The organism is Rhodococcoides navarretei (assembly GCF_038069675.1).
Classification (GTDB): domain Bacteria; phylum Actinomycetota; class Actinomycetes; order Mycobacteriales; family Mycobacteriaceae; genus Rhodococcoides; species Rhodococcoides navarretei.
Genome location: NZ_JBBPCN010000001.1, coordinates 1,516,243 through 1,530,905 on the forward strand (window position 1 = coordinate 1,516,243; position 14,663 = coordinate 1,530,905).

At 64.3% G+C, this 14,663-nt stretch carries 14 protein-coding genes; 9 read left to right on the forward strand and 5 right to left on the reverse strand.

Features of this window, described 5'->3' with window-relative positions; all coding sequences use genetic code 11:
• Window positions 1–30 precede the first annotated feature (30 nt).
• A complete protein-coding gene (locus AABD04_RS07465) occupies window positions 31–801 on the forward strand; it encodes an SDR family NAD(P)-dependent oxidoreductase (RefSeq protein ID WP_341440705.1) in 771 nt (256 codons plus the stop codon).
• Window positions 802–808: 7 nt separating this feature from the next.
• Here the strand turns inward: AABD04_RS07465 and AABD04_RS07470 are convergent, their stop codons facing one another.
• A complete protein-coding gene (locus tag AABD04_RS07470) occupies window positions 809–1,525 on the reverse strand; it encodes a helix-turn-helix domain-containing protein (RefSeq protein ID WP_341440706.1) in 717 nt (238 codons plus the stop codon).
• A gap of 230 nt (window positions 1,526–1,755) precedes the next feature.
• Between AABD04_RS07470 and AABD04_RS07475 the strand changes: the two genes are divergently transcribed.
• The 6 genes from AABD04_RS07475 (at window position 1,756) to AABD04_RS07500 (ending at window position 7,962) form a co-directional block, all read left to right on the forward strand.
• A complete protein-coding gene (locus AABD04_RS07475; protein WP_341440707.1) occupies window positions 1,756–2,820 on the forward strand; it encodes a zinc-dependent alcohol dehydrogenase in 1,065 nt (354 codons plus the stop codon).
• Window positions 2,817–3,902, forward strand: coding sequence for an SDR family oxidoreductase (locus AABD04_RS07480; protein WP_341440708.1), 1,086 nt, complete (start codon window positions 2,817–2,819; stop codon window positions 3,900–3,902). Before AABD04_RS07475 ends, AABD04_RS07480 begins: the two co-directional genes overlap by 4 nt.
• Complete coding sequence (locus AABD04_RS07485) at window positions 3,899–4,672, forward strand: SDR family NAD(P)-dependent oxidoreductase (RefSeq protein ID WP_341440709.1); 774 nt, start codon at window positions 3,899–3,901, stop codon at window positions 4,670–4,672. Before AABD04_RS07480 ends, AABD04_RS07485 begins: the two co-directional genes overlap by 4 nt.
• A gap of 47 nt (window positions 4,673–4,719) precedes the next feature.
• A complete protein-coding gene (locus AABD04_RS07490; protein WP_341440710.1) occupies window positions 4,720–5,793 on the forward strand; it encodes a 2,3-butanediol dehydrogenase in 1,074 nt (357 codons plus the stop codon).
• A 49-nt stretch (window positions 5,794–5,842) separates the two neighbouring features.
• Window positions 5,843–6,721, forward strand: coding sequence for an NAD(P)-dependent oxidoreductase (locus AABD04_RS07495; protein WP_341440711.1), 879 nt, complete (start codon window positions 5,843–5,845; stop codon window positions 6,719–6,721).
• Window positions 6,722–6,930: 209 nt separating this feature from the next.
• Window positions 6,931–7,962, forward strand: a complete 1,032-nt coding sequence (locus AABD04_RS07500) for a zinc-binding dehydrogenase (protein WP_341440712.1) — start codon at window positions 6,931–6,933, stop codon at window positions 7,960–7,962.
• A gap of 66 nt (window positions 7,963–8,028) precedes the next feature.
• Here the strand turns inward: AABD04_RS07500 and AABD04_RS07505 are convergent, their stop codons facing one another.
• From AABD04_RS07505 to AABD04_RS07520, 4 genes are read right to left on the reverse strand one after another with little or no spacing between them, the layout of a single operon-like run.
• Window positions 8,029–9,162: a serine hydrolase domain-containing protein gene (locus AABD04_RS07505; protein WP_341440713.1), complete on the reverse strand. Its 1,134-nt coding sequence runs from the start codon at window positions 9,160–9,162 to the stop codon at window positions 8,029–8,031.
• The gene (locus AABD04_RS07510) at window positions 9,152–9,778 is read right to left on the reverse strand and encodes a TetR/AcrR family transcriptional regulator (RefSeq protein WP_341440714.1); all 627 of its coding nucleotides are present in this window, start codon (window positions 9,776–9,778) and stop codon (window positions 9,152–9,154) included. The genes AABD04_RS07505 and AABD04_RS07510 overlap by 11 nt, the downstream gene beginning before the upstream one ends.
• A complete protein-coding gene (locus AABD04_RS07515) occupies window positions 9,775–11,337 on the reverse strand; it encodes a class I adenylate-forming enzyme family protein (protein ID WP_341440715.1) in 1,563 nt (520 codons plus the stop codon). Before AABD04_RS07515 ends, AABD04_RS07510 begins: the two co-directional genes overlap by 4 nt.
• A 26-nt stretch (window positions 11,338–11,363) precedes the next feature.
• Window positions 11,364–12,026, reverse strand: a complete 663-nt coding sequence (locus AABD04_RS07520; RefSeq protein WP_027497814.1) for a nitroreductase family protein — start codon at window positions 12,024–12,026, stop codon at window positions 11,364–11,366.
• Window positions 12,027–12,209: 183 nt separating this feature from the next.
• Here AABD04_RS07520 and AABD04_RS07525 point away from each other — a divergent pair, with 183 nt between their 5' ends.
• Window positions 12,210–14,135: a flavin-containing monooxygenase gene (locus AABD04_RS07525; protein WP_341440716.1), complete on the forward strand. Its 1,926-nt coding sequence runs from the start codon at window positions 12,210–12,212 to the stop codon at window positions 14,133–14,135.
• A gap of 131 nt (window positions 14,136–14,266) precedes the next feature.
• Entirely contained in the window at window positions 14,267–14,662 is a 396-nt protein-coding gene (locus tag AABD04_RS07530) for a RidA family protein (protein ID WP_341440717.1), read from the forward strand.
• The last annotated feature ends 1 nt before the right edge of the window (window position 14,663 follow it).

Genomic DNA, 14,663 nt, shown 5'->3' on the forward strand with positions numbered 1-14,663 from the left:
CCTGAACGCACACGACACCGAGGACCTTTCATGTCTCGTCTGAACGACAAAGTCGCCATCGTCACCGGATCCGGCAAGGGTATGGGCCGCGCCATGGCAACGCTGTTCGCTGCACAAGGTGCTGCCGTCGCGGTCACCGACGTCTCCGAGAAGGACGGACTGGAGACCGTCCGACTGATCGAGGAACAGGGCGGTCGGGCGGCGTTCTGGCGATTGGACGTCAGCGACGAAGCCGAAGTGTCCTCGGTGTTCGAGCAGGTGTCCGCAGAGTTCGGAAAGCTCGACATCCTCGTCAACAACGCCGGCATCTCCGGTGTCGACAAGCCCACCCACGAGGTCACCGAAGCAGAGTGGGACGCAGTTTTCGCGGTCGACGTGAAGGGCGTCTTCTTCTGCACCAAGCACGCGATCGGGCATCTACGGTCCAACGGCGGTGGCAGCATCGTCAACATCTCGTCGATCTACGGACTCGTCGGATCGCACGAGATGGCTCCGTATCACGCCGCCAAAGGCGCGGTCACGATCATGACGAAGAAGGACGCGGTGACGTACGGACGCGACGGGATCAGGGTGAACTCCGTCCACCCCGGCACCATCCTGACTCCGTTCGTGCGTGAACTGGCCGAACGCAGCGAGGGCGGATTGCGTGGCTACCTCGACATCATGGAGCCCAAGCATCCGATCGGTCACGTCGGTGAGCCGGAGGACGTTGCCAACGCCGTGCTGTTCCTGGCGAGCGACGAGGCCCGCTTCGTGCACGGCGCGGCTCTGGTGGTCGACGGCGGTTACACGGCGGTGTGAGACCGCGTCATTTCTGCCGACCGACCACGAACCAGATTGCGACACAGGTCTCGTCGTGCGGGTTGCTCAGTCGGTGGGGAATGGACGAGTCGAAATGGAGACTGTCACCGGGGCCGAGTACCTGGCGGGCGAAGGCGACCTGAATCTCCAATCGTCCGGACAGGATGTGGATGTACTCCTTGCCGCCGTGGTTCATCAGATTGTCCGCGGGGCAGGATTCGGTTCCCGCCGGGTACGTGACGCGGAGGAACTCCACCTCCGGGTCGTCGTCCGGCGTCAGGCGTTCCCAACGGACACCGCCGAGGTACAACTCTGGCCGTTCGTCGGCGCGCTGCAGGCCGGGGAGAGCTCCGACCTCCGGGAGCGGCTGAACCGAGGACGGTCGCGCACTGCCGTTTGCGTGGGCCACCTCGGCTCGGTCCGCGAGCGTCGGTCGAGCCGAGGGCGTAGGACGTGGAGATTCGAGGTCGTGCGGTGCTACATCCTCGGCCATCAGCGAGTCGAGCGAGAGGCCCAGCTCGGTGACCATGGCGTACAGCGTGCCGACCGACGGTGCCGTTCGGCCGAGCTCGACCTGAGAGATGAAGCTGGGGGACAGGTGAACTCGACGGGCCATCTCCCGCAGCGACATGTTCGCCTTCTCGCGCGCCCCACGCAGGCGTAGGCCCATCTGCGCGTTCATCTGCACAGCTGTTTCGGTCGATTCGACGCTCTCTTCGGCCATTCTTCGGTCGCCTTCCACCTCTGCATTCAACGTATTGCCCTATGCCCTGGGTGTACGCACCCACTGGACGGACCGTAGTGCATCGATTGTCTCATTGCTCGGTCATTCTGCTGTTCCACGTTCCCGCACGGGTTTTCGTGCCACACACGCTTGGCGCTGAACATGTGCAGTGTTACTCTACACTCCAAGAAGTAGCGTGCATCACATTCAATTTTCGTCCAGGAGGAATTGTGCCCGACACCATGCAAGCGGCCGTGTACTACGGCGCGCGCGACATCCGCGTCGAGGAGGTTCCGGTTCCCCGACGCGCGTCGGGTGAGGCGCTCGTCCGCGTTCTACGCTCAGGTATCTGCGGTACCGACGCCTCGGAATGGGTGGCCGGACCCAAGACCTTTCCGGTGTTGCGGCGCCACCCCAACAGTGGGCATCAGGGTCCGTTGATCCTCGGCCACGAATTCGTCGGCGAGGTGGTCGAAGCAGACCCCGACTCCGAGAACAAGGTCGGAGATCTGGTGGCCACCGGGGCCGGAATCTGGTGTGGCACATGCCGACGCTGCAAGGAAGGCCGTACCAACCAGTGCGCGACCTACAAGACCCTCGGACTCAACGTCGACGGCGGCATGGCGGAGTTCGCGAGCGTTCCGTCGAAGACACTGCGAGCGTTGCCCGAAGGACTGTCCGTCGACTACGCCGGACTCGCTCAGCCGTTGGCCGTCGGCATTCACGCTGCGCGGCGCTCGGGTGCCCGCGACGGTGACAACGTCGTCGTCATCGGTGCCGGAGCCATCGGCTCGTTCGTCCTCGCCGGCCTGAAGCATCTGGTGGATGTCGATTTCACCGTCGTCGACTTTCCAGGAAAGCGGCTCGATCGTGCGACGCGCCTCGGAGCGCATCGCACGATCGGTCCGTCCGATGATCTCGGCGCGGAGATCATCGAGGCGCTGGGCGGTAAGAAGCCGGACGTCGTCATCGAAGCGAGTGGAGCGCCCGGTCAACTGGTCTCGGCCTTGACCATGGTGACCGATGGTGGCCGCGTACTCGCAGTAGGAATTCCCAAAGAGAAACCGGAGCTGGATGTGCATTCGCTCGTTTTCCGAGAGATCACTCTCGAGACCACCTTGGCTCACGTGTGTGACACCGATCTGCCTGCTGCACTTGATATTTTGAACACCGGACCGCTCGGTGAGGAGCTGGCCGAGGCGCCGGTGGGACTGGCAGATCTGCCCGCGGCACTCGACAAGCTCTCGACCGGCAAGGTCGAAGGCAAAGTCCTCATCGATCCGGCCATCCGATGAGCGCGCCCAGCAGGTCGGCGCTCGTCATCGGGGCCACCGGTATTGCCGGCCAGACGATTTCGCGTCAGCTCGTCGACGCCGGGTGGACCACCTACGGTCTGGCCCGCGGCACGACCAATCCGGTCGAGGGCGTGGTGCCGGTCTCGGCGAACCTGCTCGATCCTGAGTCGTTGGCTGCAGCACTCGACGGCGTCGACCCGGAGATCGTGTTCATCACGGCCTGGATGAAGCAGGACTCGGAGGCCGAGAACATCGAGGTCAACGGGAGCATCATCCGCAACGTCCTCGGTGCCATGAAGGGTAAGTCCGCGCTGCGTCACGTCGCGCTGATGACCGGCCTGAAGCACTATCTCGGCCCGTTCGACGACTACGCGACCGGCGTCATGGCCGAAACTCCGTTCCACGAGAGCGAACCCAGGCTGCCGAACCCGAACTTCTACTACACCCAAGAAGACGAACTGTTCGCAGCGTCGGAAGAGCAAGGGTTCACCTGGAGTGTGCACCGAGCTCACACCGTCTTCGGTTATGCGGTGGGAAACGCGATGAACATGGCGCTCACGCTGGGCGTGTACGCCGAGATCTGCCGCGAGACCGGTGCGCCGTTCGTGTTCCCCGGCTCGGACACCCAGTGGAACGGCTTGACCGACATCACCGATGCTGACCTTCTTGCCGAGCAGATGATCTGGGCGGCAACACATGTCGAGGGCGAGAACGAAGCCTTCAACATCGCGAACGGTGACGTGTTCCGCTGGCGCTGGATGTGGCCGCAGATCGCGGAGGCGTTCGGCGTCGAACCGGTCGGGTTCTCCGATGCCCCCAAGCCGCTCGACGAGCGCATGGGTGACGCCTCGAAGGTGTGGGTAGAGATCGCTGCGAAGCACGATCTGGCCGAAGCGGATGTGGATCGCCTGGCGTCCTGGTGGCATACGGACAGCGACCTGGGTCGCAACATCGAGTGCCTGACCGATATGACGAAGAGCCGTAAGGCTGGTTTCCTCGGCTTCCGATCCACGTTCGAGAGTTTCATGGACAAGACCGAGAGGTACCGCGCGGCCGGAATACTTCCGAGGGGTCAGCGATGACCGAGAAGTCACAGTTCACGAACAAGGGTGCAATCGTCACCGGTGCCGGCAGCGGTATCGGTCGGGCGGTCGCGCATCGGCTGGCGTCGTTGGGTGCGCGGGTACTCGCCGTCGACATGAACATGACGGCCGCAGAGCACACGGCAGCGGAGTCCGAGGGCGAGATCCATCCGTTCGCCGCAGACGTGTCCGTCCACGATCAGGTGAAAGCGTATGCGGACGCCGCGACCGAGCTGATCGGCGAACCGCGACTGTTCTTCAACAACGCCGGGGTCGAGGGAGTGCACAAGTCGATCGTCGATACCACCGAGAGCGAATGGCGATCGGTGGTCGACGTCAACCTCAACGGGATGTTCTTCGGACTCAAGCACGTGCTTCCGCTGCTGCGTCGATCCGGGGGCGGAGCGGTGGTCAACACCGGTTCCATTCTGAGCCTCAAGGGCGCTCCCGATCGCTCCGACTACGTGGTGACCAAGCATGCCGTTCTCGGGCTGACCCGCAGTGCGGCAGCCGAATCCGCGGCTCACGGTATCCGGGTGAACTGCATCTGCCCGGGCCCGGTCGACACTCCGTTGATGTCGAGGTCCGAAAGCCTGGTCAACCCGGAGGATCCGAACTTCGAGCGCGACCGGTTCATCGAAGGCACACCGCTCCGGCGGTACGGATCTCCCGAAGAGATCGCCGAGCTGGTGGTCTTCCTGCTGCGCGAGGACGTCGGCTATCAGACCGGTTCCGCGGTCACCATCGACGGCGGAATCACCGCGGTCTGACGCAGGACCTCACCCTTCACACAGATTCTCGACTTCAGGAGAAAGCTATGCGCGCTGCGGTATTTCACGACCGACACGATGTACGGGTAGTAGACGTTCCGGCGCCGAAGGCCGGCCCGGGCGAGGTTCTGCTTCGTCCGTTCTTCTGCGGTATTTGCGGAACGGACCTGCACGAGTACGCTTTCGGTCCGATCGTCATCCCCACCGAACCCCACGCACTCACCGGTGCGAAAGCGCCGCAGGTGTTCGGCCACGAATTCTCGGCGCGCGTGGTCGAGATCGGCTCCGACGTCGAGTCGGTCGCCGTGGGCGATCGTGTCTCGGTGATGCCGCTCATCAGCTGCGGGAAGTGCTACTACTGTCGGCGCGGACTGAACCACCTGTGTGTGATCATGGCCTGCACCGGTCTGAGTTGGGGCGGCGGAGGAATCTCCGAACTGGTTGCGGTGCAGGAACAACAGGTGGCGGTGCTACCCGACAGCGTCAGTGACGTTCAGGGCGCTCTCATCGAGCCGGCAGCGGTGGCCGCCTACGGCGTCGACTGCACCGGGTTGCGCGCTGGTGACACCATTCTCATCACCGGTGCCGGACCGATCGGGGCCCTGTCCGCTCTGTATGCGCATGCGTCCGGTGCGGCAAAGATCATCGTCTCGGAGCCGAATGCCAAGCGGCGAGCGCTGATCGAGGCATTCGGTATCGCGGAGGTACTGGATCCGACGGTGCAGGATGTGCCCGCCGCCGTCCGGGCCCTGACCGGCGGTATCGGAGTCGACGCGGCAGCGGAATGCTCGGGTCACCAGCACGGATTGACGGCCGCACTCGACAGCGTCCGCTCCGGTGGAACCGTCGCGCAGGTCGGTCTGCACGTCAAGCCCGCGACGATCGATCCGATGGCCATGTCCAACAAGGACCTGACTCTGGTGGGTACCTGGTGCTACCCGGTGTACGACTGGCCGCGCATCATCGCGTTGGTCGCGTCGGGACGCTACCCGGTGGAGAAGGTGGTCAGCGAGATCATCGATGTCGAGAACATCGTCGCCGACGGATTCGAGCGGCTGCTGGATCCGAACGGTGACGCGCAGAAGCTTCTGGTGCGAGTCGGCGACGCACCGACGTCCTGATCGACACCGAAGAGCACACTTTATGGCCCGCCCCACGCTAGGAGAGACAATGCACATCGGATTCGCCGGAGTCGGCCGCATGGGTATCCACATGGTGCGCCGCTTCCTCGAGGCGGGCCACACGGTCACCGCCTACGACCTGTACCTGACGCCCGATACCGCGCCGGCTGAACTGGTCGATCTGGGAATGACGATCGCCACGACGCCCGCCGATCTGGCGCGAGCCGAGATTTCCTTCAGCATGTTGCCCGATGCGGCAGCGACCGAGGAGGTGCTGTTCGGTGAGCACGGAATCGCGACAGCCGGTGCGGCGGAACACCTTCATGTAGTGATGGGAACGGTAGGACCGACCGCCGTGCGCGAGTTCGCCGAGCGCGCAGCAGGATCGGGCACCGCGGTGGTCGACGCCCCGGTATCGGGCAGTGTGAGCCTGGCCGAGACCGGGCAGATCACGACCATGGTCGGGTGCGACGACGAACTGTTCACCTACCTGAAGCCGGTACTGGAGGCAGTGACGCGCGCTCAGTTCCACACCGGTGCGGCCGGTACTGCTTCGGTGGCCAAGCTTGCCGTCAATTCGGTTCTCGCTGCATTGAACCAGGCCGTTGCCGAAGCACTGATTCTCGGTGAGTCGGCTGGTTTGGCACCGGCCGCCCTGTACGAGGTGTTGGGCTCGAGTGCGGTGGCTGCGCCGTACGTGGGCTACAAGAAGGAACATTTCCTCGACCCGGCAGGAGCGGGAGTCGCATTCCCGTTGTCGCTCTTGCACAAGGACGTAGGCCTGGGACTCGCGCTGGCCCGCGACCACGGGCTCGAGCTGCCGCAGGCCACGACCGTCGGGACCGTTCTCGACGGGGCGTTGGAGTCCGGACTCGGTGCCAAGGACATGGCGGCAGTTCTCGAATTCTTGACGCCGTCCGAGCGCTGACCGTCAGTTCATCGCCCGGAGGGGGAATCCCTACTCGTCCGACGATTTCAGTAATTGGGTCGGCTTGGAGGTGCACGGCTTCCCCCGGCACGACCGTCCTGCGCGAGCACGTGATGGTATGTGAAGGGGCGTGGGTCGGTCCGGAAGGCACCGGACGTTGCGGGCAGGACTCCCGTGCTCTGACCGCGTGCCCGTCGAGTGGAGATGATATGAAAGCCCTGGTATTCCGCGAGTACGGCGGCCCCGAAGTCCTGAAGATCGAGGAGCTTCCGGATCCGATTCCGGGATTCGGTGAAGTGGTGGTCGATCTGAAGGCGACCGCGCTCAACCACGTCGACATCGATGTGCGCGAGGGCGTCTCGCGTTTCGACTTCGCGATGCCGCACACATTGGGCCTGGAGGGTGCCGGCGTTATCTCCTCTGTCGGTGACGGTGTGGACCCCGCTCGGATCGGCGAGCGCGTAGCCGTCTCCTACATCCGCACCTGCGGCCACTGCGAGTGGTGTCAACGGGGCATGGAGAACATCTGCGTCAACCGCACACTGCTCGGCGAGCACATACCGGGCACGTACGCGCAGAAGATCTCGACACCCGCCGACCATTGCCTGACCCTTCCCGACACCGTCGACTTCGGTGAGGCGGCGGCCGCACTCAGTGCGTTCGGCACCGCCTGGCACGCGCTCATGGTCCGCGCCGAGCTGAAGCTGGGAGAGACCGTGCTGATCCATTCGATCGGGGGTGGCGTTGCTTCGGCTGCACTGCAGATATGCAAGGCTGCCGGCGCGACCGTGATCGGTACAGCCAGCCGAGACGACAAGTTGGCTCAGGCGACCGCTGACGGTGCCGATCACGTCATCAATTACACGACGACCAACGTGCGCACCGCCGTCGACGAGATCACCGGAGGCCGAGGGGTCGAGCTGGTCTTCGACGGCGTGGGAGGGACAGCCTTCACCGAGTCGATGTTCATGCTGCGCCCGTACGGCCGTCTGGTGTCGATCGGTGCTCACGCGGGGGAGGTCGTCGAGTTCGACATCATCGAGTTCTTCCGCCGCCAGATCTCGTACATCTCCTCGCATACCCAGACGCGTGACGAAATGCGTACTGTGCTCGATCTTGTCGGCAAGGGGGTGCTGCGCCCGCGCATCAACTCGCGTTATCCCTTGGATCGCGCAGGGGAGGCTCACGAGGAGTTGGCTGCGCGTACCGCCTACGGGAAGATCATCCTCGACATCGATTGAGAAGAGCGGTGTGGACGCGATGCCGTCTCACCTTCAGCAGGCACCCCCTGGACCCGCTGAGTGTGGTCAACCGATGGCGTCGTACACCGCGCGCACGTAGTGCTCGGCTCGCTCCGAACCGATGATGCCGGGACCCATTCGGTTCATCACGTACGAGATGGTCACCTTCGATTCCGGGTGCAGAACGGTGAGCGATCCGCCCCAGCCACCCCAGAAGCAGATTTTGCCGTCGGGGATGTAGGGCATCGATTCCTGTTGCGGCAGAGCAAAACCCAGGCCGAAGCGCAACGGAATGCCCAGCGCTAGATCGACTCCGTTGGACTGCTCCTCGAAGATCGCGTCGATCGTCTCCGGGCTCAGCAGACGTACGCCGTCGACGGTTCCGCCTCGGGAGACGACCGACAGGACCCTTGCAACCGACCGTGCGTTGCCATGCCCGTTCAGTGCACCCATGTCCGCGGCACGCCACGCCGCGGTGTTCGCGGACGAGGCCTGCACCAACGGTCCGAGAAAGGTCCTACGACGCACCATCGTCGGATCGGGCACGGCATCATCGGTCGGCGGGGGCGGCGGAACGACGTCGGCGATTCGATTCCAGTCGGCCTCGGCGGCACCGATCTGGAAGTCGGCACCGAGAGGTCCGGCAATCTCGTTGGCCACGAACTGCCGCAACGGCTTTTCGGTGACGCGGCGCACTACTTCGCCGATCAGGTGCCCCTGACTGGCTGCGTGATACCCCGACGTCGTGCGCGAGTCCCACCACGGAGCTTGCTCGGCCAGACGTGAGGTCGAGAGGTCCCAGTCGTAGAGGTCTTCTTCACTGAACGGCCGGTCCCATCCCGACACTCCGGAAGTGTGCGACAGCAGGTTCCGGACCGCGATGTTCTCCTTGCCTGCGGCTGCGAACTCGGGCCAGTACGTCGCGACCGGCGCGTCGGGATCGAGCACGCCGCGGTCGATGAGCATCAACGCCGCCAGGCACGTCACCATCTTGGTCGTCGACCACACGTTGGTGATCGTGTCCGACTCCCAGGGCAGGCGGCGCTCGGTGTCGCGATACCCGCCCCAGAGGTCGACGGCGGTGTGGCCGTCGATGTCGACCACGATGGACGCGCCGAGTTCCGCTCCGCTGTCGAGGTTGGACGCCAACTTCTCGCGCACGCCCGAGAATCTTGCGTCGCAGTGACCGTCAATTGCCATGTGATGCCCCCAGAATGCGGTGAACGGCTAGTTCGACGTAGTTGTCGGCGACGTCCTCGATGCTCAGCTCGCCGCCGTCGTGGAACCAGTTGCTGATGCCGTTGAGCATGTCGGTCAGAGCAAACGACGCCAGCCGCGCATCCGGAACGGTGAATTCACCACTGCGCATTCCGGCGGTGATCACGTCGCGGACGCGTCGTTGGTACTGGCGGCGGTAATCCTCGATGACAGTGCGGTGCTCCGGGGTGAGAGAAGCCAATTCGTGCAGGCCGACGATGTATTCCACCCGTCGCCGATTGAGATGCACCAGGTGCGCACGCACCAGAGACGACAGGCGTTCGGTAGGTGTTCCGGCCGCGTCGAGCAGCGGCAGGTTCTCCTCGGCCGGTTCCTGTGTGACCGTCAGACAGATCGCGAAGAGGATGTCTTCCTTGGACGGAAAATGGTGGTAGAGGCTGGCACCCTTGATACCGACGGCGTCGGCGATATCGCGCATCCCGACTTTCGAGTAGCCCTCACGCGCAAAGATATCGGCGGCATTGGCGACGATGTCGTCTCGCCGTTGGCGAGTGCGTTGCTGTCGGGGGAGAGCGGTGACCTCGGATGGCTGCGTCATACGGTTTCCTCGACCGCCGCCAGCAGTCGCAGTTCACGCTTGAGGATCTTGCCCTGCGGGTCGACGGGTAGCTCGGCCACGATGTGTACCGATTTCGGGGCCTTGTACGACGCCAACTCGGTGCGGCAGAACTCGATGATCGCGGCTGGGTCGGCGGTCACCCCGTCGCGCGCGATGACGAAGGCGGTCACGGCCTCGGACCAGTACGGGTCGGGAACTCCGACGACGGCGGCACGCAGCACGTCCGGGTGCGTGTGGATGGTGCGTTCCACTTCCTGCGACGACACGTTCATCCCTCCCGACTTGATCATGTCCTTCATCCGATCGTAGAAGAACAGGTTGCCGTCGGTGTCGATGCGCACCATGTCGCCAGTATGTACCCAGCCGTCTCGGAACACCTCGGCGGTGCGCTCGGGGTCCTTGAAGTAGCCGAGCATCACCGACGGAGTGCGGCAGAGCAATTCACCGATCTCGCTCTCGTTGCCCGCGGGGTCGACCACCTTGATCTCGAGATGGGTGACGGGCTTGCCGATCCACGACGCGTCGCCGTCGGGGATGTCGTCGAGTGTCGAGAACCAGCCGACCGAGCCGAGCTGCGAGAGTTCCGACTGTCCCCAGTAGGTGCCCCAGATGGCCTCGGGTGCCGCGGCGGCCCAGGCGCTGATCGTGTGCGGTGACACCTGGCCACCGTAGGTGAGGCAGCGTCGGACCTGGCTCACGGACTCGGGCCCGAACTGCTCGTCACGGGCCAAGGCCAGATAGAACGTCGGCGTCTGCGCGATGACGGAGATCTTCTCGGCGGCGATGATGCGCAGTGATTGAGCCGGGTCGACCGTCGCGGGCAGGACGAGGGTGGCACCCATCAGCGTCAGCGTGGTCATCGAGCCGAGTCCGGCGATGGTGTGGAACGGCATGACGAACAGCCAGGTGTCCTCTGGTCCGGTGCGCAGGCCCCAGCTCCACGCAGGCGCGGTGGAGATGAGGAAGTTGCGGTGCGGAATCATGACGCCCTTGGGGGCGGCTTCGGTTCCGGAGGTGTAGATGACCATCGCGACGTCGTTCTCGTCCATGTCGACGTCCGGCTCGGTGGACGGGGTGTTGGTCGTCAGTGCGGCGTATTCGGGGCCGAACGTCACCAGGGTGGTGGTGTCCGGCTTCACCGAGGAGATGATCTCGGCGTAGGCCGGATCGGCCACCACCACAGTCGGTTCCGCGTGCTCGAGTTGGTGCTTCACCTCGGCCGCGCGATACATCACGTTGATGCCGGTGAAGGCCGCACCGGCTTTGAGTGTTCCGTAATACGCCACCACCACGTCGACGCTGTTACGAGCCATCGATGCGACGCGGTCGCCCGAAGTCACTCCGAGATCGACCAGCAGGTTGGCGAACTGGTTTGCGCGAGAATCCAGTTCGCCGTACGTGGTGACCTCGCGGGTGCCGTCCGCTGCGTAGCTGATGAACGCAACCTTGTTCGGCTGAGTCCGCGCATGGCGACGAAGTTGATCGCCGATGGTGGCGCGGCCGATGGGGGAGCGGTGGTGGATGGCAGTACCGGGCACGGCGGACTCCTTCAGAAGCTGTGGTTTTACAGTGCAGGCGAGAGGGCAGCGGAGTCGAACATCGGCTGCGAGAACGTCTCTGCCGCAACGATCTGCTCCACCGGATCACGGGTGAGTTTGCGTGGGAACGACTTCTCCGGATACCCGACGGCGATGTGCGCCGCGGTGATGTAGTCGTCCGGGATGCCGAGCAGTTCGCGAATGGCCGGTTCTTCGTGGCACAGCAACGTCGTCACCGCGGTCGCGACGCCCTGATCGCGCAGGCTCAAGCACAGGTTCTGCACGGTGGGGTAGATGGACGCGCCGCCGACGACGGAGAGTCGGCCGAGTTCGTGGTCGGTGGGGTGCAGTCCGTCCAGTGCGGCGCAGACCACCACGATGGCGGGCACCTCGTGAAGGTGGCGGGCGAAGTAGTCGGCGTCCTGCACGGTCTTGGGCAGTGCCCCGACGGCGACGGTTCCGCCGGTGATGCCGGCGAAGTAGGCGTCCCACATAGGGAGGTAGAGGTCGGCGAGGGCCTGCTTGCGGGCGGCGTCGCGCACGACGATCCACCGCACGGGCTGACGGTTGCCGCCCTGCGGGCCGAAGCGGGCGACGTCGAACGCGGCCTTGAACACCTCGTCGGGAACAGGATCGCTGAGGTACCGCCTGCAGGTGCCGGTGGTGCGCATCGCCTCGGTGAGTTCCATGGGTGTTTCCCTTCGCCTGTCCGCTGTTAGGTAGTGCCATGAAGCATCGTGTGGCGTGGGCCACATTGTCAAGAGTTCAAATGCTGCGAATTTCGAGATCACGAATCCCTTGCGCCAAATTGCCTAACCATGGTTAGTTGAGCTGTCGAAGTCGGATTGAGCAGCTCACAACAGGAGGTACCGGTGTCCACAGACGCATCAACGGCAGCGGAAACCGTGGGTGGGGTTAATCGGGATCGGCTCTCGCGGGCTCTCACCGCAGCCAACCTGCCCACGCTGGTGGCGGTGCTCTATCAGTTAACCGGCGATCGCACGTGGCTCACTGACCCATATCGCCCCACGCGTAGTCGAGGCATGGACAACAACGACACCGGCGGATTCGACGACGCAGTTGCCGACCGCATCCGCGCCGCAGCGCTCGACGCGATCTGCGCGTTCCACGACGGTGCGCCCATGGCGGTGCCCTCGCCCGATTCGGAGCATCTCGTCGAGATGATCAGCGTGGCCGTCGGCGAGCAGGTTCCTCCCGAGTTCGGCGTGATGGTCGCCGAGGACATGGGCTTCACCGCCGCGGACACTCAGGTGGCGGCTCCGAACGATCTGTCGGTCATCGTGATCGGTGCCGGCGTCTCCGGGATGCTCGCGGCCATCAAGCTGCACGAGGCGGGCATCAATCACACAGTGCTCGAGAAGAACTCCGACGTGGGCGGCGGCTGGTTCGAGAACACCTACCCCGGTGCGGGCGTCGACACCCCCAGTCACCTGTACTCCTACTCCTTTGCGCCGCGGGCCTGGAGCACGCACTTCGGCAAGCGAGACGAGGTGTGGCAGTACCTCAGCGATGTCGCCTCCGAACATGATCTGCGGCAACGGATTCGCTTCGACACCGAGGTGGCGACCGCCGAGTACGACGCGCAGCGGCAGGGCTGGACCGTCACGACGATGGATGGCGAGATCCTGACCGCCGATGTGGTGATCACCGCTACCGGTCAGCTCAATCGGCCGAAGGTGCCCCACATTCCCGGGCTCGAGTCGTTCGACGGACCGATCTTCCACACGGCGAACTGGCCGGCCGATCTGGATCTGACCGGTAAGCGCGTCGCCATCGTCGGAACCGGGGCCAGCGCCATGCAGGTGCTGCCGGCCATCGCGTCGACGGTGGGGCATGCGACGGTGTTTCAGCGTTCGCCGCAGTGGGTGTCGTCGAGCGATGTGTACTTCGCCGAGATGGGCGACGACGCCAACTACCTGATGGATGTCGTTCCGCTGTACCGGCTTTGGTACCGAACCCGGCTGGCCTGGAACTTCAACGATCGGGTGCACAGCTCGCTGCAGGTCGATCCCGGGTGGGAGCATCCGCAGCGCTCGATCAACCCGGCGAACGACGCCCACCGACGGGTGTTCACCCGCTACATCGAACGTGAACTCGACGGCCGCCCCGACCTGATCGAGAAGTCGCTTCCCGATTACCCGCCCTTCGGTAAGCGGATGCTCCTCGACAACGGCTGGTACGCCGCGCTCAAGCGCGACAACGTCACCCTCATCGCCGACGCCGTCTCGTCCATCACCGCTAACTCGGTTGTGGCGCAGAACGGTTCGGGGACCGAGGTCGATGTGGTGATCCTCGCGACGGGCTTCGAGACCCACAAGCTGCTGACGCCGATCGACGTGCGCGGACGATCGGGGGAGTCCATCCGCGATATCTGGGGTCCCGAAGATGCGCACGCGTACCTCGGCATCACCGTCCCGGACTTCCCGAACCTCTTCATCACCTGCGGTCCCGGCACGGTATTGGGTCACGGGGGGAGCTACATCACCATCGCCGAATGCCAGGTGCGCTACATCGTCGATGTGCTGATCGACATGGTGGACAAGCGAATCGGAGCCATCGAGTGCAAGGCGGACGTGGAGACGGAGTATGTTCGCAAGCACGACGAGGCGCACGCCAAAATGATCTGGTCGCACGGCGGCATGGACAACTGGTACCGCAACAACGCCGGACGCGTGGTCTCGACGCTTCCGTGGCGCATCGTCGACTACTGGGAGATGACGAGGCGGGCCGATCTCGACGACTTCGTCATGGAGCCTCGTCTGGATGAGGCTCGCTGATCAGGTGGATGTCGACTGAACGCCGTTAGTACGCGAGACCGTATGGGCCTATAACGCCGACGATGTCGGGATTCCATGCAAGGCTCGGCGGTGCACACACACACCCGAACGGTCGAATGGAGCGCGCCGCGATGGAACGAACGGCAGTCAACCCGGTGCGATGGTCGGTGGACATGGGATTCAACCAGGGGGAGATCGTCTCGGGGCAGGCTCGGACACTCTATCTCTCCGGCCAGACAGCGACGGGCGACGACGGCTCACCTCAGCACCCCGACGACATGGGCGCGCAGTTGTCCCTGTGCCTCGACAACCTGGAAGCCGTTCTTGCCGAAGCGAATATGTCCTTGGCAAACCTCGTCCGGCTCAACGTCTACACCACCGATGTCGACGCGTTGCTGCCGCACTACGGCGACTTGGCAGCGCGACTGGGTGCGGCGGGCGTCAAGCCGACCAGCACCCTGCTCGGTGTCACTCGGCTCGCGATCCCCAGTTTGCTGGTCGAACTCGAGGGCACCGCGGTCGGGTAGG